Origin of the sequence: Streptomyces aureocirculatus, from assembly GCF_000720475.1 — a bacterium.
In the GTDB taxonomy this organism is placed as follows: Bacteria; Actinomycetota; Actinomycetes; order Streptomycetales; family Streptomycetaceae; genus Streptomyces; species Streptomyces aureocirculatus.
This window is the reverse complement of sequence record NZ_JOAP01000043.1, coordinates 1-18,827: the sequence shown is the minus strand read 5'-3', so window position 1 is coordinate 18,827 and position 18,827 is coordinate 1. Positions and strand designations below refer to the sequence as shown.

General features: G+C 70.5%; 21 protein-coding genes and 1 pseudogene. All 22 read left to right on the top strand.

Annotation, left to right across the window (positions count from 1 at the left end; translation table 11 throughout):
* Positions 1 to 55 precede the first annotated feature (55 nt).
* On the top strand, positions 56 to 460 hold the full coding sequence (locus IG78_RS0131590) for an HNH endonuclease (protein WP_030569616.1): 405 nt from the start codon (positions 56 to 58) through the stop codon (positions 458 to 460).
* 27 nt (positions 461 to 487) lie between these two features.
* The gene (locus IG78_RS0131585) at positions 488 to 712 is read left to right on the top strand and encodes a hypothetical protein (RefSeq protein WP_030569613.1); all 225 of its coding nucleotides are present in this window, start codon (positions 488 to 490) and stop codon (positions 710 to 712) included.
* A gap of 234 nt (positions 713 to 946) precedes the next feature.
* The gene (locus IG78_RS0131575; RefSeq protein ID WP_030569611.1) at positions 947 to 1,426 is read left to right on the top strand and encodes a phage terminase small subunit P27 family; all 480 of its coding nucleotides are present in this window, start codon (positions 947 to 949) and stop codon (positions 1,424 to 1,426) included.
* Positions 1,398 to 3,188: a terminase large subunit gene (locus tag IG78_RS0131570; RefSeq protein ID WP_225882310.1), complete on the top strand. Its 1,791-nt coding sequence runs from the start codon at positions 1,398 to 1,400 to the stop codon at positions 3,186 to 3,188. The genes IG78_RS0131575 and IG78_RS0131570 overlap by 29 nt, the downstream gene beginning before the upstream one ends.
* Positions 3,189 to 3,210: 22 nt before the next feature.
* The gene (locus tag IG78_RS0131565; protein WP_030569605.1) at positions 3,211 to 3,432 is read left to right on the top strand and encodes a hypothetical protein; all 222 of its coding nucleotides are present in this window, start codon (positions 3,211 to 3,213) and stop codon (positions 3,430 to 3,432) included.
* The gene (locus IG78_RS0131560) at positions 3,432 to 5,381 is read left to right on the top strand and encodes a phage portal protein (RefSeq protein WP_037686967.1); all 1,950 of its coding nucleotides are present in this window, start codon (positions 3,432 to 3,434) and stop codon (positions 5,379 to 5,381) included. The genes IG78_RS0131565 and IG78_RS0131560 overlap by 1 nt, the downstream gene beginning before the upstream one ends.
* A 13-nt stretch (positions 5,382 to 5,394) precedes the next feature.
* Complete coding sequence (locus tag IG78_RS0131555; protein WP_051853095.1) at positions 5,395 to 6,297, top strand: HK97 family phage prohead protease; 903 nt, start codon at positions 5,395 to 5,397, stop codon at positions 6,295 to 6,297.
* Positions 6,298 to 6,310: 13 nt separating this feature from the next.
* The gene (locus IG78_RS0131550) at positions 6,311 to 7,639 is read left to right on the top strand and encodes a phage major capsid protein (RefSeq protein WP_030569597.1); all 1,329 of its coding nucleotides are present in this window, start codon (positions 6,311 to 6,313) and stop codon (positions 7,637 to 7,639) included.
* 16 nt (positions 7,640 to 7,655) lie between these two features.
* Positions 7,656 to 7,868 (top strand): hypothetical protein, encoded by a 213-nt coding sequence (locus tag IG78_RS0131545; protein WP_030569594.1) that lies wholly within the window; start codon positions 7,656 to 7,658, stop codon positions 7,866 to 7,868.
* Entirely contained in the window at positions 7,868 to 8,320 is a 453-nt protein-coding gene (locus IG78_RS0131540; RefSeq protein WP_030569592.1) for a hypothetical protein, read from the top strand. Before IG78_RS0131545 ends, IG78_RS0131540 begins: the two co-directional genes overlap by 1 nt.
* Positions 8,310 to 8,870, top strand: coding sequence for a hypothetical protein (locus tag IG78_RS0131535; protein WP_030569589.1), 561 nt, complete (start codon positions 8,310 to 8,312; stop codon positions 8,868 to 8,870). Before IG78_RS0131540 ends, IG78_RS0131535 begins: the two co-directional genes overlap by 11 nt.
* A 13-nt stretch (positions 8,871 to 8,883) precedes the next feature.
* Entirely contained in the window at positions 8,884 to 9,231 is a 348-nt protein-coding gene (locus IG78_RS0131530; RefSeq protein ID WP_030569585.1) for a hypothetical protein, read from the top strand.
* A 9-nt stretch (positions 9,232 to 9,240) separates the two neighbouring features.
* A complete protein-coding gene (locus tag IG78_RS0131525) occupies positions 9,241 to 9,522 on the top strand; it encodes a hypothetical protein (protein WP_030569582.1) in 282 nt (93 codons plus the stop codon).
* A complete protein-coding gene (locus IG78_RS0131520; protein WP_037686965.1) occupies positions 9,519 to 9,938 on the top strand; it encodes a hypothetical protein in 420 nt (139 codons plus the stop codon). Before IG78_RS0131525 ends, IG78_RS0131520 begins: the two co-directional genes overlap by 4 nt.
* 64 nt (positions 9,939 to 10,002) lie before the next feature.
* Positions 10,003 to 10,773, top strand: coding sequence for an Ig-like domain-containing protein (locus IG78_RS0131515; protein WP_030569575.1), 771 nt, complete (start codon positions 10,003 to 10,005; stop codon positions 10,771 to 10,773).
* A gap of 88 nt (positions 10,774 to 10,861) precedes the next feature.
* Complete coding sequence (locus IG78_RS0131510; protein ID WP_030569572.1) at positions 10,862 to 11,221, top strand: hypothetical protein; 360 nt, start codon at positions 10,862 to 10,864, stop codon at positions 11,219 to 11,221.
* Positions 11,222 to 11,225: 4 nt separating this feature from the next.
* A complete protein-coding gene (locus tag IG78_RS0131505; protein WP_030569570.1) occupies positions 11,226 to 11,591 on the top strand; it encodes a hypothetical protein in 366 nt (121 codons plus the stop codon).
* A 161-nt stretch (positions 11,592 to 11,752) separates the two neighbouring features.
* Complete coding sequence (locus IG78_RS0131500) at positions 11,753 to 12,013, top strand: hypothetical protein (protein ID WP_078965772.1); 261 nt, start codon at positions 11,753 to 11,755, stop codon at positions 12,011 to 12,013.
* 27 nt (positions 12,014 to 12,040) lie between these two features.
* Positions 12,041 to 16,315: a phage tail tape measure protein gene (locus IG78_RS42920; protein WP_051853085.1), complete on the top strand. Its 4,275-nt coding sequence runs from the start codon at positions 12,041 to 12,043 to the stop codon at positions 16,313 to 16,315.
* A 26-nt stretch (positions 16,316 to 16,341) separates the two neighbouring features.
* The gene (locus tag IG78_RS0131490) at positions 16,342 to 17,211 is read left to right on the top strand and encodes a hypothetical protein (protein ID WP_225882313.1); all 870 of its coding nucleotides are present in this window, start codon (positions 16,342 to 16,344) and stop codon (positions 17,209 to 17,211) included.
* The gene (locus IG78_RS49555) at positions 17,211 to 18,371 is read left to right on the top strand and encodes an acyl-CoA dehydrogenase family protein (protein WP_030569562.1); all 1,161 of its coding nucleotides are present in this window, start codon (positions 17,211 to 17,213) and stop codon (positions 18,369 to 18,371) included. The genes IG78_RS0131490 and IG78_RS49555 overlap by 1 nt, the downstream gene beginning before the upstream one ends.
* Positions 18,371 to 18,827, top strand: a pseudogene (locus tag IG78_RS0131480) (hypothetical protein); the annotation flags it as partial. The gene IG78_RS49555 and the pseudogene IG78_RS0131480, both read left to right, overlap by 1 nt.

Genomic DNA, 18,827 nt, shown 5'->3' with positions numbered 1-18,827 from the left:
CGGCTGCAACCTACTGCGGCCGGGCTTTCGCATGCCGCACAGGAGGGAGGCCCCCGTGCCCACCTCCCCATCCACCCGGTGCACCGACCCCGAGTGCTACGAGTTGGCGACCAAGGGATCACGCTGCGACGACCACCAGCCCATCCCCTGGCGGGGACGGGACAACAAGGCCGAGCGCTACGGCATCAGCTCAGGCGAGTGGCGCTCCCTCAAGGCCAAGATCACCCGACGCGACAACGGATGCTGCTACCTCTGCGGCGCCGAGACCCCTGACCCCGAGCAGTACGACGAGAACGACCGCACCACCTGGCCACACGAGCTCGACCACGTCATCCCCATCAGCGAAGGCGGAGCACGCCGTTCCCTCGACAACCTCGGCCTCGCCTGCACCACCTGCCACGACACCAAGAGCAAGGCCGAGGCCCGCAGGGCCAACGCACGGCGCCGAAAGGCACGCTGACCGCTCCCAAGGCTTCAGGAGGGCTCCGTGACCATCCCCACCACAGCACAACGCCTGATCGACTTCCGTGAGGAGCTGGCCGCGGACCCGAGCTTCGGCGAGGAGCTCCTCAACGAGATCCTTCGGGACGCGGCGCGCGCCACGATCGAGGCCAGCGGCCTGATGACGCACCCGGATCTGGCCAACTTGGAGACCGCGACCGCCTTCCCGAGGACCTCCCGGGGGGTAGGGGAGTCGAAATCACCAGGGTGATCGTCTGGGGGCCCGCCGCGGTCAACTGGGAACACGCCGTCTCAGAAAAAATTTCGGGCGGTGGCCACCGGGCCGGTCACGCTTTGTGAACGAGGGAGGTGAAGCTGCGCTCTCGCTCCTGCTCCGACGCCTTCGCGTCCACCATCGCTCCGATCGAGCTCGCCGCCGACACCCCGTCCGTCGGTGCGGTCGGCTCCGCCTCGGACCGCGCTGACCTGCAGGAGGTGACGCGATATGGGCCGTACCGCCCAGCCCGCCAAGCTGAAGCTCATCGGCGGCCGCGGCAACGGCACCGACTCCGGCGGCCGCAAGGTGAACCCGGGGCCAGCCTTTCGCCGCATCGCCCCGAACCCACCGACGTGGCTGAGCCGCGAGGCCGCCGCCGAGTGGCGCCGCGTCACTCCCGGCCTGCAGCGCCTGGACCTCCTCAAGGAGGAGGACCGCGCCGTCCTCGCCGCGTACTGCGAGACCTGGTCCCAGTTCGTCGAGGCCACCCGCACGGTCACCCGGGAGGGCATCACCGACGAGGTCACCACCATCAGCGCTTCTGGGAGCGAGACGACGCGCACCGTTCCGCACCCGGCGGTGGCGATCGCCCGGTCCGCCGGCCGCGAGCTCCGGGCGTACGCCGCGCAGTTCGGCCTGTCGCCCAGCAGTGAGCAGGCCCTCGCGAGAGGGACTGATGATGGCGAGGACGACAACCCCTTCGCGTAGCTCACGCAAGTCCGGCAAGCCGACGGCCGCGCCGCGCACCGACAGTGTGGACCTGCCGGACCAGGAGACGCTGGAGCGGCTGAAGCTGTCCCCGGAGGTCGCCTGGTACCTGGTGTCGCGGGGGATCCCGCTGCCGGATTCCCCGCCGCTGTACCAGACTCCGTCGCCCGGCGAGGCTTTGGGCGCGGTCTTCGATGCGGCGCGCGTCGACAAGGTCATCAACGCGTTCTCCAAGCTGCGGCATACCAAGGGGCAGTGGGCCGGGCAGCCGCTGCGACCGGACCCGTGGCAGGTCGCGTACGTCCTGGCTCCGGTGTTCGGCTGGGTCGTCTGGGACGACGATGCTGACGGTTACGTGCGGGTGGTGTCCGAGCTGTACGTGGACGTGCCGCGTAAGAACGGCAAGTCCACGTTGTGCGGCGGTATCGCGATCTACATGACGTGCGCCGACGGTGAGCCCGGCGCCGAGGTCCTGGCCGCGGCCACCACGAAGGAACAGGCGCGGTTCGTCTTCGACCCGATCAAGCGGCTCGCCGACTCGGCGCCCGCGCTGAAGGGGCACGTCAAGCCGCTCAAGGACAAGATCCTCCACAACCGCAGCGGTTCGTACTTCCAGGTCATCTCCAATGTGGCCGACGCCCAGCACGGCGCGAACCTGCACTGTTACGTGTGCGATGAGCTGCACATCCACAAGACGCCGGACATGCTCGAGACCCTTGAGTCCGGCACCGGATCGCGCCGCCAGCCGCTCGGCGTGGTCATCACCACCGCCGACACCGGCAAGCGTGAGACCCCGTATGACAACAAGCGCCGGCGCATCGAGCAGTTGGCCCGCCGGGTCCTGCACGACTCCTCTGTGTACGGCGTGATCTTCGCGGCGCCCAACGACGCCGACCCGCACGAAGAGACCACCTGGCGCGCGGCCAACCCCGGTTACGGCGTCTCCCCGACGCGGGCGTACCTGGCGAAGGCCTCGCGCAAGGCCGCGTCCTCGCCGGCGGACCTGGCCTCGTTCCTGCGGCTGCACCTGGGCATCCGTACGCGGCAGGACGTGAAGTACCTGCCGATCGCCGCGTGGAACAACAACGCGGGCATGGTCGATGAGAGCGCGCTGCGCGACCGGCCGACCTGGGGCGGTCTGGACCTCGCCGCCACGTCCGACCTGTGTGCGCTGTGCTGGCTCTTCCCCGATGACACCGACGGGACGGTCGATGCGCTGTGGCGGTTCTGGACACCGGAGGACAACCTCGCGGCCCTCGACAAGCGCTCTGCCAAGGCCGCGTCCCGGTGGGTCAAGGAAGGGTGGCTGACCGCCACCCCAGGTAACGTCGCGGACTACGACTGGATCAAGGAACAGATCCGGAAGGACCGTGACGTCTTCCGTGTGAAGTCGATCGGCTACGACCCGTGGAACGCCTCCCAACTGACCAATGACCTGGTCAGCGAACGCGCCCCCATGGTCAAGGTCAGGCAGGGCTTCCAGACCATGAGCCCGGTCCTCAAAGAGACGCAGCGGCTCATCCTGCAGGGCACCCCGGAGAAGCCGGTCCTGCGGCACGGCGGCAATCCGGTCGCGCTGTGGTGCGTGGACAACCTGGCCGTGGTCATGGACCCGGCGGGCAACGTCAAGCCCGACAAAGCTAACTCCGGCGACAAGATCGACGGCGTGAGCTCGCTGCTCACGGCCATGTCCGAGGTCATCGCCAGGCCCCCGCGCCGGAAGTCCCGGTACGCGGACGAAGACGAAATCATGGTCGTGTAGCGGCCGGAAGCGGGAGGCTGCTGTGTTCGCGTGGCGCCGTACAGCCGTACGGAGACGAGTCGTCGTCAACCTCGCCGACAAGGCGTTCCGGGGGATTCTCTGGGCGCAGCGGGGCCCGCTCCTGGTGCTTCGGGACGCAGAGCTCCTCGAGGCTGGCCGGGAGCCTCAGCCGGTGGACGGCGAGGTCGTCGTCGAGCGGGCCAAGGTGGAGTTCACCCAGGTCCTGCCGGGCGGTGGTGGCTGATGGCGTTCGTGGTCTCCTCCGGTGAGCTCGCGACCACCGGGGCCGGGGTCACCCACGCGTACGCGGCGATGTCGCTGCGCGCCGCTCCGTGGGAGTACGAGACGATCTGGCGCACCCAGCCGCAGGTCCGCACCGTCATCAGCTTCCTGGCACGGAACATCGCCCAGCTCGGCGTGCACGTCTACCGCCGGGTCTCCGACACCGACCGTGAGCGGCTCACCCAGCACCCGCTCGCGCAACTGCTCAACAGCCCGCTGCTGGGCATGACGACGTACCGGTTCATCGAGCGCCTGGTCGCCGACGTCGCGCTGTACGACAACTGGTACGGGATCAAGCTGAAGCTCAACGGCCGGCTGCGGATCCTGCCGGTGCCGCCCACCCTGATCCGCCCGTACGGCGGGAACTGGATCCGGCCCAAGCACTACGAAACGGCAGGCGGGCGGGACTTCCAGCCGGACGAAGTGATCCACATCCACGGCTACTCGCCCACCGACCTGACGTACGGCGAGTCCCCCATCGAGGCGCTGCGGGATCTGATCCTGGAGTCGTCAGAAGCGGCCAAGCAGCGGGCGGCGATGTGGAAGGGCGGCGCCCGTATGACCGGCGTCCTCGTCCGGCCCTCGGATGCACCCGATTGGAACGACAGAGAGAAGAAGCGCTTCCGCGAGATGTGGCGTGCTTTCTCCTCCGGTGGGGGCTCAGAGGGCGGTACGCCGATCCTCGAGGACGGCATGGACTACAAGGCCGTCGGCTTCGACCCGAAGCAGGCCCAGTACGTCGAGGCCCGGAAGCTGAGCCGGGAGGAAGTCAGCGCGGTGTACTTCATCCCGCCTCCGCTGATCGGGATCCTTGATCACGCCACCTACAGCAACATCAAGGAGCAGCACTCCCACCTCTACCAGGACACGCTCGGCCCCTGGATGGTGATGATCCAGCAGGAGATCGCGGCGCAGATCCTGCCCGATCTGCCGGACAACAAGGACGTGTACTGCGAGTTCAACATCGCGGAGAAGATGCGCGGCGACTTCGAGAGCCAGGCGGCCGCAGCGTCGACCGCTACGGGCGGGCCGTGGATGACGCGCAACGAGCAGCGGGCCCGGTTCAACCTGCCGCGCGTCGAGGGCGGGGACGAGCTGATCGTGCCGATGAACGTCACCGAGGGCGGCCTCGCCTCGCCTCGGGACACAGCCCCCGAGCCTGGGGAGACTTCCCCAAAAGCGCGCGGTCTGCCGCGTAGCAAAGCCTCCGGCAGGCCTTCCAGCATCGGCTCCTTCACGTCCGAGCGGGACGCCCTGGAGATGTCGCTCACGCTGTTCACCAAGCGGCAGAGTGACGCGCTCCTGGCCGCGGCCGGCGCGAAGGCCGACGGCGACGCGGAGGGAATGCCGGACCTGATCGCCCTGTGGGCGGCCGGGTCCGAGGACCGGCTCGCGCAGTTGCAGGCGCTGCTGGCCCACCACGGCTACCGGCTGGCGCAGGTGGGAGCGTGGGAGGTCCTGGACGTTCACAACCCCGAGGCCGAGAACTGGTCGGCCGAGGTGATGCTCGCCTGGATCCTCGCCGCCGCCGAGACGCACGCGGCGCAGCACGAGGAGGCCGGGCGGGAGGCCGTCGCCGAGGTGCAGCAGGAGGGCGGCGACGGCTGGCGGGAGGCCCTGCAGTCGGCTGCGGTTGCGTGGGGCACCGCGGCCGCTGCACGGGCGGTGACCGCCTCCACCGAACTGCGCTCCTTCGGCGGGCACGACGCGGCGGGGGCGTCCGGGCTGACGCGGAAGATCTGGCGCACCGGCGGCACCAACCCGCGTGCCTCGCACAAGGCGCAGGACGGCGAGGCCGTGGCGCTGGATGACGTGTTCTCCAACGGGCTGCGCTGGCCTGGCGATGGCCAGGGCGAGACGAAAGAGCTCGTCAACTGCAACTGCACTCTCGACTACGCGAAGGAGGACTGACGCCGTGCGCACCATGGAAATGACCGCCAAGATCAAGGCGGCGGGCGTCGCCGACGGCCTGGCCGAGGGACAGTTCACCGCCCTCGTCTCGGTGTTCAACAACGAGGACAGCTACGGCGACGTCGTCCGCCCCGGTGCCTTCACCCAGACCCTGCAGGAGTGGGCGGCCAAGGGCGACAGCGTGCCCGTCATCTGGGCGCATCAGTGGTCGGACCCGTTCGCCCACATCGGGCACGTCGTCAAGGCGGTCGAGACCCTGCAGGGTCTGGAGGTCACCGGGCAGATCGATGACCTGGACGCCAACCCCTCCGCAGCCCAGGTCTACCGACTCCTCAAAGGCCGCCGCGTCACCCAGTTCTCCTTCGCCTACGACGTCGGCGAGGGCGGCTGGATCAGCGACGACGAGCACCCCTGGGGCGGCTACTACGAGCTGCGACGCCTGGACCTGCACGAGGTCGGCCCCTGCCTGCTCGGCGTGAACCGCGAGACCGAGCTCCTGGCGGCGAAGGCCGCGACACTCGCCGCCGGAACGAAGGCCGGCCGCGTGCTGTCCCAGAAGAACTTCGACACCCTCACCGCAGCGTACGAGTCGATCGGTGAGGTCCTGGCGGCCGCCGCCCCCGAGCCCGACAAGGCCCGCGGCCGGGCCGCCCCCAAGAAGAACGAGACCCCGGAGGGGCACGGCCAGCCCGGCTCTGCGGCGGCCAGCGGCGACACGCCGCCCGCCCAGCCCTCAGAGCCCGAGCCCGCCCAGGACACCGCCGAGGAGATCACCCCCAGCAGCACTGAGGACGAGACCACCCCGGACCTCCGCGAAGCACCCGAACCCGAGGGTGCCGCCGAGACCGGCGCCGTTTCCGCCCGTCTGCGGACCGACCTCGAGCTCCTGGAGCTCGAGGCAGCGCTCACGGAATAGGAGACACGGCCCCATGGCCAAGACCATCAAGGAACTGTCCGAGGAAGCCAGGAGCTGGCTCCTCAAGGCCCGCGAGATCACCGTCAAGGCCGAGGAGGACGGCGACCGCAACTTCACCGAGGAGGAGGCCGCCCAGCTCCGCGAGTACATGGGCAAGGCCACCCAGCTCAAGGCCGAGATCGAGAAGCTGAAGGGCAACGACGAGCTGCGCCGCACGCTCGCCGAGCTCGGCGACGACATCGCCCTGAACGCCAAGACCGACGAGAACGGCCACCGCCAGACGGCGAGCGGTTTCCACCTGCCCGACAAGGGCAAGTCCCTGGGCGCGCAGTTCACCGAGTCGCCGGAGTTCAAGGGCCTCCTCGCCCAGGCGCCCTCTGGCGGGTTCGCGAAGAACCAGCGTGTGCAGTCGGAGATGTTCGGCGTCAAGAGCCTGGTCACTGGGGGCTCGGACACCTCCGGCGGTGCGTTCGTCCAGAACGACTGGCGCGGCCTGCAGGTGGGCCTGGACGTGTTCCAGCGGCCGCTGCGGCTGCGGGACGTCGTCACCCCCGGCAACACCACCTCCGACACGGTGGAGTACGTGCGCGTCACCTCCGTGACGAACAACGCCGCGCCGGTCCCGGAGGCGACGTCCTCGGCGGCCCCGACCGCACCGGGCGGCGCGGGTGCGCTGGTGAACAACGCGGGCGGCGGCTACAAGCCCGAGTCCGGCGTCGCCCTCGCGAAGATCACCACGGCTGTCAAGACGATCGCGCACTGGATGCCCGCCACCAAGCGGGCCCTGTCCGACGCGGCGCAGGTCCGCACCCTGATCGACGCTTTCCTGCTCTACGGCCTCGAGGAAGAGCTCGAGGACCAGATGATCCAGGGCGACGGCACCGGGGAGAACTTCGAGGGCCTCGGCAACGTGAGCGGCGTCCAGGCGCAGGCCTGGGACACCGACCTCCTCACCACCCTGCGCAAGGCCAAGACCAAGGTCCGCACCGTCGGGCGCAGCATGGCCAACGCCTACCTCCTCAACCCGCTCGACCTCGAGGCGCTGGACCTCCTGCAGGACAACGAGGCCCGGTTCTACTTCGGCGGGCCGACCGGCGCCGGTACCGCCTCGCCGCTGTGGAACCTCCCGGTCATCGAGACCGAGGCCGTCCCGGCCGGCACCGCCTACGTCGGGGACTTCCGCAAGGCCGTGCTCTGGGACCGCGAGCAGGCGACCATCCAGGTCACCGACTCCCACCTGGACTTCTTCGTCCGCAACCTCGTCGCGATCCTCGCCGAAATGAGGGCGGCTTTCGGCGTGCTGCAGCCGTCGGCGTTCGTCGAGGTCGACCTGACCGCCTGATCGGAGGCAGCACACCATGGCATATCTCAACCCCGGAGGCGGCAAGGCCCGCGAGGGCACCCAGGCAGCCGCTCAAACCGACATGGCCGCCGTCACCACGACGGCCACCGCGGGCGCGACGCCGACGAAGGCGGAGTTCGACAAGGTCGTCACCGACCTGACCGCCGCCAGGGCCACGATCAACGGGCTGCTCGCGAAGCTGCGCGCAGCCGGTCTGATCGCGTCCTGATGGCTCTGTTCACCCACCGCAACGCCGGAGGGCGATGCCCGTGCGGGGCTGAGAACGCCGCGTGCGGGCCGTCCTCCGACGTCGTGCCGGTGGACCAACGCATCGAGGAGGTGGCCGCGGTGAGCGGTCCGCTCAAGAAGTACAAGGTCCGGCGCGGGGACTTCACCACCGTGATGAAGCTGTCCGACGAGGACGCCGAGAGACTCGGGGTCGGCCCCGCCGACGTCGTGGGGGCCGCCTCGACGATCCAACCCGTCACCGCCCCCGACGAAGGACAGGCCCATGCCCCCGACGGCCGCCGTGAGGGCACGGCGGAGGGGGCTCCGGCCGACGAGGCAGCCGCAGCCACGGCCGGGGAGAGCGAGCGCGAGGCACCGGCCAAGCGGCGTGCCGGGTCGGCGAACAAGGCCCGCACCAGTGCCTCGACCAAGGCCGCCGACGGTGGCAACTGACGATTTCCTCGCGGACCCGGCCGAGCTCGCCGTGCTGCTCGGCCGGAATGAGGACGACCCCAAGCTGCTCGCCGCGCTCCGCGCCGCCACGCGGCGCTTTCGCGGGCAGGTCGGCCACCACGTCCACCTCGTCACTGCGGAGACCGTGGTGCTGGACGGCAACGGCCGCTCCTCACTGCTGCTGCCCGTGTGGCCCACCACGGCCGTGCAGGAGGTGGTCTTGGACGGCCAGGAGCTTACCGACGGCTCGGATTACTCCTGGTCGGAGGCGGGGATCTTGCGGCGCCTGGGCTGCCTGCTGTGGCCTGACCGGCTGCGCTGTGTGCAGGCCACCTACAGCCATGGCTGGCCGCACGACGCGATCCCCGGCGACATCCAGGAGGTCGTCCTGGAGCGGGCACAGGCAGCCTTCACGATCCCGGTGGGTGTGCAGTCCAAGACCGTCGGCGGGCAGTCGGTGACGTTCGGGGCGCAAGCTGCCTCCGGTGCGACCGAGGCCTGGATGCTGGCGGTTGCTCGCTACAAGGTCCGCGCCTCCACCGACCTGTGACGAAGGGAGGACGATGTTCTTCTTCGACTCCCTCGTCCGCGTCCGCGCAGGCGCGCACACCAGCCGCGGCGGCGACACCGTCCCCGACTGGTCGCCCGGCGCGGTGTCCCGGCTGACGGTGGGAAACCTGAACATCCAGCCCGCCAGCCAGTCGGAGAGCACCGACGCCACGCGCACGGCCGTCGTCACCGGCTGGCGGGTGCAGTCCGCCGAAGGCACCCGCCCGGACATCACCGCCGCCGACCGCCTGGAGTGGCGCGGCATGACCCTCGATGTCGACGGCGAGGTCGCCCAGTGGCCCGACCCGCTCACCGGCGCGGTGCACCACGTCGAATTCACCATGGTCCGTGCCACCGGATAGGAGGCTGTCGTGCTCGAGGACTTCCGCCTGGACCACGCAGGCATCCGCGAGATCCTCAAGGGCCCACAGATGCGCGAGGTCATCGACGGCCTGACCGAGACCATCGCGGACAACGTGCGTGCCAGCGTCCCCTCCGACGTGAGGGTCACGGTGCGCGGCTACACCACCGACCGCGGCGCGGCCACGGTCGCCGTGGAGGATGTGCGCGCGATGGCGTGGCAGGCCCGGGACGGCATCCTCACCCGCGCCGCGGCCGCGGCCGGGCTCGAGGTGAAGGCCTGGCAGCGATGAAGACCCTCACCGTTTTCGACGACGCGCAGGCCGCCGGGGCCGGTGTGCTGCGCACCGCGCTCGCCGCCCGCGGCGAGCCGTACGCGGCCGGGGCGACGGTGGGCACGCGGGTGCCCGCCGACAGGTCGCCGGAACTGGACCGGCTGCCGTACGTGATGGTCCGCAAGGACTCCGACAGCCCGCACCACTCGATGGCGAACGCGCGCGTGACCTTGCGGGTGACGGTATGGCACACAGGAGCGGATGCCGCGCACGACCTGGCGATGCTCTGCCAGGCCCTGCTCATCGTCCACGCCGGTCCCGTCATCCGCGGTGTACGGCCCGGCACGGGTCCGCTGGCCGCGGTCGATGACGTGTCCGGCACTGAGCTGTCGACGTTCACCGTGCTGGCCAACATCAAGCCCCGCCTGCCCTGACCGGCGTGGGCCCTTCTGCTGAACCGCGGCTCCCTGCTGATCTGCTACATGAGAGGAGGGCGCCGTGGCCGGCGACCCGACCAAAGCCAATCTGTGGACCGACGCCGATGTGTACGTGTCCTGGAACCTGAACGCCACCCTGCCCGCGAACGCCGAGACCGCGTTCAGCCCGGACTGGAAGCTCATCGGCCTCCTGGACGGCGACGAAGGATTCCCCGAGTCGAGGGACGAGGACACCGAGGACAAGTTCGCCTGGGGCGGCATGATCGTCCGTACGGCTCGCCAGCACTTCAAGCTGACGAAGTCCTTCACGTGCCTGGAAGACAACGAGTGGACCCGCAAGCTGGTGTGGCCCGGCTCGACCGCCACCCAGATCAAGGTCCCCCGCCCTGAGCAGGTGCTGGTCGCTTTCGAGACCCGCGAGGGCGAAAAGGTCCGCCGCCTGATCACCTCCCAGTACGCGGAGTGCTCGCTGGACGGTGACCACGGCGAGAACGAAACCGACCTCGAGTCGGCGACGATCGCCGCGACGATCTTCCCGACCTCCCAGGGCTGGCTGTTCGACCGGCAGGACACTCCGGTGCTGTCGTCGATCTCCGTCACCCCGGCCACACTGTCGGTCGCCGACGGCGAGATCAGTGCGCTGGTGGCCACGGCGACGTTCTCCGACGCCAGCACCCAGGACGTCACCGCCACGGCGTCGTGGGTCTCCTCGGATCCGACCAAGGCCACCGTGTCCGCGGGGTTCGTGACCGGCATCGCCGCCGGAGCGTCCACTGTGACCGCCACCTACCAGGGCCAGTCCGACACCTGCGCCGTCACCGTCACCGCATGAGCGCCCGGGGCGCGGGAGTTCGTCGCGGTTCGGCCCGCGCCCCGGTGCACCACCCACCCGCCGAACCGCGGCACGAGGGAGAGGACGCGTGCCTCTGCAGCAGTTCACCGACGCCGAGCTCCACGCCAAGGCCGTACAGCTCGGCCTCATCACCGCCGAGCAGGATCTGCCGCGAGCACAGCGCTCGCGGGTGGCGGCCGCGCTCCTCGAGGAGCGGCGCACCACCAAGACGGCCGACCAAGAGCCGGAGCCGGTCCTGGCCGGGGAGATCGTCGTACAGCCCGGTGGCCAGATCCTGGTCGACGGGGTGCCGTTCCCTTGGCTGATCGCCAAGCAGCCCATGGAGATCGGCCTCAACCCCGGAGGGATCTCCACAGTCCGCCTGACTCTGATGGCCGCATCTGTCCAGGTCCTCAAGCCCCAACAGCCCAAGAACGAGAGTGAGTAGCACCATGACCGCCCGAACCGCGACAAAGCCCGCACCGGCCAAGACGGCCAGGCAGGATGATCAGCCGTTCGACTTCAACCTGGATGCCGTCAAAGCCGAGGTTGACCTGACTCCGTGGCGGGTCCACTGGAACGATCGGCGCTGGGAGTTCGCCCATCTGCAGGACCTGGACGTCTTCGAGCTGATGGCGGCAGCCGAGCGCGGCGAAGTCGGCGCCATGCTCGGCGTGTTCGAGGCCGCCTTGGGCGAGCAGTTCCCGGAATTCCGCAAGATCCGCCTGCCGCAGTACAAGCTGCAGGCCCTCTTCGACGCCTACCGGAAGTTCTGCGGTATGGCCGAGGGGGAATCACAGGCCTCGTCCAGCTCCTGAGCGAGCACGGCGAGGCAGTCCAGGCCGATCTGCGCGAGCACTACGGCATCCGTCTGTCCGACCTGTTCGCCCGCGATCCGTGGGGGCGGCCGCTGCTGACGTGGCGCGAGCTCGGCGGCTACATCCGCCAGCTCCCCCCGCAGGCCCGCACCCGTCTCGCCATGGGCGAGACCGATGGTGTGTGGGGGCTGCAGGAGCACCTGACCGGGCTCGTCATCGACGAGCTGCGGGTGGCCAACTGGCAGAGATCGAATGAGGGCGTGAAGCCCTCCAAGCAGACCAAGCCGCCTAGGCCGATGGCCCGGCCGGGGGTCGGGCGGGTACGGGACAAGAACAGTCCCGAGCGGGTCGCCAAGCGCAAGGCCGCCCAACTGCGGGCCGCCGAGCGGCGGCGCGCCATCAACCGAGGCGAGATCACGTGATCAACAACTGAACACAGGGGGTGCCCTATGGCGTCGGTCGGCTACGCCACACTTCAGGTCATCCCCTCGGTGCGGGGCATCGGCGATGAGCTGCGCCGCCAGCTCGTCGGCCCCGCGGGGGACGCGGCCGATGCGGCCGGGCAGGAGTCCGGCTCCCGTTTCGGTGACCGGTGGAAGGCAGGCCTGGCCGTCGCCGGGGCGGCGGCCGGGGCGGTCCTGGTTGCGGCCACGGTCAGCGCGGTGGAGAAGGAGAAGGCCGGTGACCGTCTGGCCGCGCAGCTCGGCCTGTCCGGCAAGGGCGCCAAGAGGGCCGGGGACGTCGCCGGGAAGCTGTACTCGGGGGCGGTCGTCGACTCCTTCGAGGATGGCGCGGCCGCGGTACGCGCGGTCATGGGCTCGGGCCTGGTGGACGAGAAGGCCACCGGCAGGGCGATTGAGTCCATCACCACCAAGGTCGCAGACCTTGCGGGAACGTTCGACCAGGACCTGACGGGCACCGCGAACGCGGCCGCCCAGATGATCCGTACCGGTCTGGCCAAGGACGGCGACCAGGCCCTGGACCTGCTCACCAAGGGCTTCCAGTCCTCCGCCGACAAAGCCGGGGACTTCCTCGACACGATCAACGAGTACGGCGTCCAGTTCCGCAAGGCGGGCCTGGACGGCAGCACAGCGGTCGGCCTGCTGAACCAGGCCATCAAGGCCGGCGCGAGGGACGCGGACATCGCCGCCGATGCCGTCAAGGAGTTCTCCATCCGGGCGGTCGACGGATCGGACAGTTCCAAGGCGGGCTTCAAGGCCCTGGGGCTGTCCGCCAGCGACATGGCGGACCGCTTCGCCAAGGGCGGCAAGAGCGCCAACGGTGTCCTCGACCAGACGCTGGACCGGCTCCGGGGCGTCAAGGACCCGGTCAAGCAGTCCCAGATAGCCGTCCAGTTGTTCGGTACCCAGGCCGAAGATCTGGGTGAAGCCTTGTACGCGATGGACCCCTCCTCGGCCGCGAAGGACCTGGGCAAGTTCGGGGGTGCGGCCAAGAAGGTCGGGGACACCATCCGCGGCAACACCTCCACCGAGCTGAAGATCCTGCAGCGGCAGGTGATGGGTGCGTTCGGCAGTGTCGTCACGGCCGTCGTGCTGCCCGCGCTGCGCGGCCTGATCACCGCCATCCAGTGGACCGGGGACGCGGCGGCCGCGACGGGCCGCTGGTTCTCACAGTGGGGCATCTGGCTGCTGCCGGTGGGCATCCTGATCACCGGAATCACCATCGCCCTGAACGCGCAGGCCATCGCCACTGGCACCGTCATCGGCGTCATGGGCGTCTACGCGCTGGCCGTCCGCGGCGTCGCCGCCGTGACGCGGGCCTGGGCAGCCGCGCAGGCAGTTTTCAACGCGGTCATGGCACTCAACCCGTTCGTGCTCGCGGCAATCGCTGTGGTGGCCCTGGGCGCCGCCCTGGTGGTGGCCTGGAAGCGCTCCGAGACCTTCCGCACCGTAGTTCAGGCGATGTGGGCGGGCATCCAGATGGCCGCCATGACGGTGTGGACCACCGTCCTCAAACCCGTCCTGGACGGGTTCATGGCCGGACTGCGGGCCGTCGGCGCGGCCGCGCTGTGGCTGTGGAACTCCGCGATCTCTCCGGTGTTCTCGTTCATCTCCACGGCCGCGCGGATCCTGCTGACCGTCCTCACCATCGTCGTGTTCGGCCCGATCTACCTGGCGATCCGACTGTTCGGCGCCACGTTCATGTGGCTGTACAACGTGGCGGTCGGCCCATCCGCGAAGCTGATCGGCGCCGTCCTGAGAGGGATGGGCGCGGGCATCATGGCCGTGGTCGGCCTGGTCGTCGGCGGCCTGCGCCGCGCCGGGGCTGCGGCCCTGTGGCTCTACAACGCCGCGGTGGCCCCCGTAGTGCGCCTGGTCGTGGCGGGCCTGCGCGTGATGTGGGCAGGCGTGAAGGTGGTCCTGGCCGCATTCGTGGGCGGGCTGCGCAGCGCGGGCGGCGCGGCCAAGAGCCTGTGGACGTCGTATGTGGCTCCGGCCATGACCGGCATCAAGTCGGTGATCTCCACCGTCATCAACACTGGCGTGCGGCCGGTCCTGGGCGTCCTGCGGAGCGCGATCGGCAAGACCGGCGAGGCCTTCGACGCGGCCCGCCGCGCGATCAAGACGGCGTGGGACAAGGTCAAGGGCATCGCCCGGGGCCCCGTCGAGTTCATCGTCAACACCGTCTACAACCGTGGCATCGTCGGCGTCTGGAACAAAGTCGCCAGCGCTTTCGGAGCGCCGACGCTGAACAAGCATTCCTTCGCCACCGGCGGCCCGGTTTTCGGCGCGGGCACCGAGACCTCCGACGACGTCCCCGCGTGGCTGTCGAAGAACGAGCACGTGTGGACCGCTCGGGAGGTACGCGGCGCGGGCGGGCACAGCGGTGTCGCGGCTCTGCGCAAGTGGGCGGCCGCGGGCGGGCACGGGCGCCTGCCCGGTTTCAAGGGGGGCGGTGCGTTCGGCTGGGTCAGCGACGCCGCATCCGCCGTCAAGGGCGTCGGGTCCGACGCCTGGGACAAGATCAAGTCGGGGGCGGGGTGGCTCCGGGACACCGTCGCCGGGTCGCTACGGTCCGGGATCAAGAAGGTCATCGACCCGCTCATCAACCGCATCCCCGGACTGGACAACGGGTGGGGCAAGGCCGTCAAGGGCGTGCCCACGAAGATCCTCGACACCGCGCTCGGCTACAGCGAGAAGGCCGACGGGCAGATCCAGAAGCAGTTCATCCCGGTCGGCGGCAGCGGCGTCAAGCGGTGGAGCAAGCTGGTCCTCAAGGCCTTGGCCATGGTGGGCCAGCCCGCCTCGCTGCTCGGGGTCACCCTGCGCCGGATGAACCAGGAGTCGGGCGGCAACGCTCGCGCGATCAACGAGTGGGACATCAACGCCAAGCGCGGCATGGCCAGCCGCGGCCTTATGCAGGTCATCCCGCCCACCTTCAACGCCTACGCGGGCCGCTTGCGCAAGCGCGGTATCTGGGACCCGCTGGCCAACATCTACGCCTCCATGAGGTACGCGCTGTCGGTGTACGGGTCGCTGTCCCGGGCCTACAACCGGCCGGGTGGCTACGCGAACGGCGGCTCGCCGCGGCCCGGTGAGATCGCGTGGGTGGGCGAACAGGGCCCGGAGCTCATTCGGTTCGGGGCGGGCGGTGCGACCGTGTGGGATCACCGCACGTCCATGTCCATGGCTGGGGGTCTGGCGGGGCTGCGTGGGTTCGCCAAGGGCACCCGGCGCACGGGCGTCTACCGGACGGCCGGGCAGGAGAAGGCGCGCAAGGAGCTGCCGGGTGATCTGTCCGGCGTCACCAAGGCCCTCACCGCGTCGGCGGCGGACATCAAGCGGGCGTTCGACGCGCTGACCAAGGACCTGCGTGCGGCGGGCGGCGCCGGCCGGGCCCTGGCCACTTCCTCGACGAAGGCCTCGGCGAAGCTGCAGTCGCTGGCCAAGCAGCGCGACAGCGTGGAGAAGCGGCTGGAGGAAGCCAGGTCCGCGGCGGCCGATCAGAAGAAGAGCGCCGCGGACTACTTCGGCCTGGGCTCCGTGGGCGAAGTAGCCACCTTCTCCGACCTGCTCGGGAGCCTGAAGAAGCGGCAGGCGGACGCGAGGGCGTTCCAGAAGCAGATCTCGACGCTGTCGAAGAAGGGGGTGTCGCGGAGCATCATCAGCCAGTTGGTGGCCGCCGGCCCCGACGGGCCGCTGGCCGACTTGATCGGTGGTGCGTCGAAGAACCAGCTTTCACAGCTCAACAAGATCGCCGCCTCCGGCGGCAAGCTCTCGACGAGCTACGGCAACACCATGGCCGACGCCATGTTCGACGCCGGGTCGCAGGCCGGGAAGGGATTCCTGACCGGGCTGAAGGCGCAGGAGAAGGAACTGCAGAAGGCGATGGACCGCCTCGGCTCTGCTCTGGTGAAATCCATCCGCCGCCGCCTGAAGATCAAGAGCCCGTCGAAGGTCACGCAGTATCTCGGCGAGATGACCGGCGCCGGGGTCGGTGTCGGCCTGGACAACACCGCGGCCGCCGTCGCCGCCTCGGCGGCCCGTCTCGCCGACGCCGCGACTCCGGCCATGCCGACTGTCTCCCCAGCCTCCCTCGCCACCACGCGCGGGCAGGCCGGAGTGCTGGGTGCGGGCGGACGGCTGTGGCTGGTCCTCGAGGACGGCCGCGAACTGGCCGCCTACGTCGACGACCGAGCGGACGGCCGGGTCGGCGCCGGATTCGCCCGCGCGCGCCGCGCCCAGCACGCCGGCAGCAAGTAGAGAGAAGGGAGGACCACCTCGTGCCGATGATCGTGGACCCGGACGCGCCGCTGGTCGAGCCGCCGGAGACCGTCACCAGCCCTGACGGCTGGCTGCGAGCGGCCGTGGACACCGCGTGGGCGGGGGTGGCCCTGGCCGTCGACTACACCGCCAGCACCCCGTTGGACGACGTCGCCGCCGTCCGCCGGGTCCTGATTACCCGCCAGGACCCGGGCGCGGCCGCAGTACGGGTGCGCGGCGCGGACCTGGCCTGGGCGGTCGGCGGGGTGAGCCAGGGATACGACCACGAGGCGCCGCTGGGTGTCGGCGTCACCTACACCGCGCACCCGCAGTACGCCGACGGCACCTGGGGTCCTGCCTCCTCCCTCGGTATCACCTTGCCCGCCCCGGGCCCGCCCGCCGACGTGTGGATCAAGTCGTTGGACGTTCCGGGGGCGTCGGCGCGGGTGACGGTCACCGCCTGGCCGCAACTGTCCTGGGAGGCCCGCATCGAGCAGGCCGCCATCGCGGGCAGCCGCTACCCGGCCGCCGCCCAGGACGTGTACGCGGCAGCCGCCTCCGAGATCACCCTGGACGCGGAGGGCACCGCGATCGAGGCCGTGCGGGAGCTGCTGACCACCCCGGGGGTGCTGCTCGTCCAGACCCGGCCCGCCTACCACCGGCCCGACATGTACGTCCTGATGTCCGGCCCCGCCGAATCCCTGGACGGGGAGCCGGACGAATCGCGGACGTTCACCGCCTCGCTGGTCCAGGTGGAGCGGCCCGACACCGCGGGGCAGCGCATGCGGATGCCGGGCTGGTCCTACGACGCGCTCGCCGCCCAGTTCGCCACCTACGACGCAGTGACGGCGAGCTACAGCACCTATCAGGCGCTCGCGCTGCGCGGGGTGCTGTGATGCTGCCCGTCACCGACGCGGTCCTGGCCGCGCTGCCGCAGGCGATAGGGCGGCCGTACCGGGCGGAGTGGTCCAACGACGGCGGCCGCACCTGGACGGCCTGCGGCCTCGAGGCGGGGTCGGCGCAGATCACCGCCAGCCGCACCGCGGAGACCCGCTACACCGCCAGCGCCACCCTCACCGGCGCCCCGGCGGGGGCCGCAGGCATCAACCCCATCTCTACCAACGTCCGCTTGTTCCAGGGCATCCAGGTACCGCGCAGCAACGTCGTGTGGTTCCCTGCCGGCCGGTACACGGTGGGCAGGCCGCGCGCCACCGAGACCGGCGGCATCGAGGTCGAACTGGCGGGCCTGGAGGATGAGATCCGGGATGCCGGTCTGCCGACCGCCCGCACCATCGGGCCCGGCACCGCCCGCCCCCTCATCGAGGAGCTCGTCGCCGAGGCCCTGCCCGGGGTGCCGGTGTCCTGGCGGGCCGGGGTGGACGGCGGCCGCCTGGTGCCGCAGGTCCTGGCCGAGTCCAGCCGCTGGTCGGTGCTCTCCTCCGGCACCGACTCCTCCGGCACCGCCACCGGCATCGTCGAGGCCCTGGCCGCCGAGATCTACGCCGATGCCCGCGGCATCATCACCGTCGCGCCCGTGCCAACCCTCGCCGACCCGGTGGTGTGGCGGCTCGGCCGCGGCATTGGCGGCGTCCTCATCGAGCCGAAAGCCGAACAGTCGGACGAGGGCCTGGCCAACGTGTGGGCGGTCGTTGGCGACGGCGGAAGCGGTGAGGCCACCATCGGGCCCGCCTACGCGTTCGACGACGACCCCGGCTCGCTGACCTACGCCGGACCGGACCCGATCAAAGATCCGCTGGCGCCGCAGCGCCTGGGGCTGTGGCACGTGCGGCTGCGGGTGCAGCGCCACTCCAGCGCGGTGATCACCAGCCTGGCGCAGGCCTACGACGTCGCCCGCGCCAAACTCGCCGACTCCCTGGGCGTGCAGTACGCCCTGTCGCTGACCGCCGCCTGCAACCCCGCCCTCGAGCCGGGCGACGTCATCGAGGTCGAAGTCACCCCCGGCCGGTGGGAGCGCCACCTCGTCGACGCCCTCTCCTACACCCTCGGCGCGCCTTCGATGTCGCTGACCACCCGCACCACCGCGAGGAGGCTGTAGTGGACGAAGCCGAACTGTGGGGTGCCGAACTCGCCCGCGCCGCCAGCCCGTCGATGCCGCGGCAGGTCACCGCAACGGTCATCGACGTCACCGCCGAGGGGCGCGTCAACCTCGACATGCTCGGCACGCTGGTGCCCGACGTGCCGTGCACCGACTCCTACCGCCGCCGCACCGCAGGCGACCAGGTGGCCGTCCGCCTAGGCGCGCGGCCGGTCGTGCTGTGGCGGCTCGGCGACGACCCCGCCGACGCCGACGACGCCAGCATCACCGAGCTGGCCGTCCAGGCCGCGCAGGACCTGATCGCGGTGTCCGCCTACACCTGGGGCACCGGCGCGCCCGGCGGCACCGGGTGGCAGACCGTCACCCAGCTCTACACACGCAAGGACTCCAACGGGATCGGGCAGCTTTACGCGCAGATCGGCGGCGCCGACCCCTCCCCGCCCACCACCCCCACCC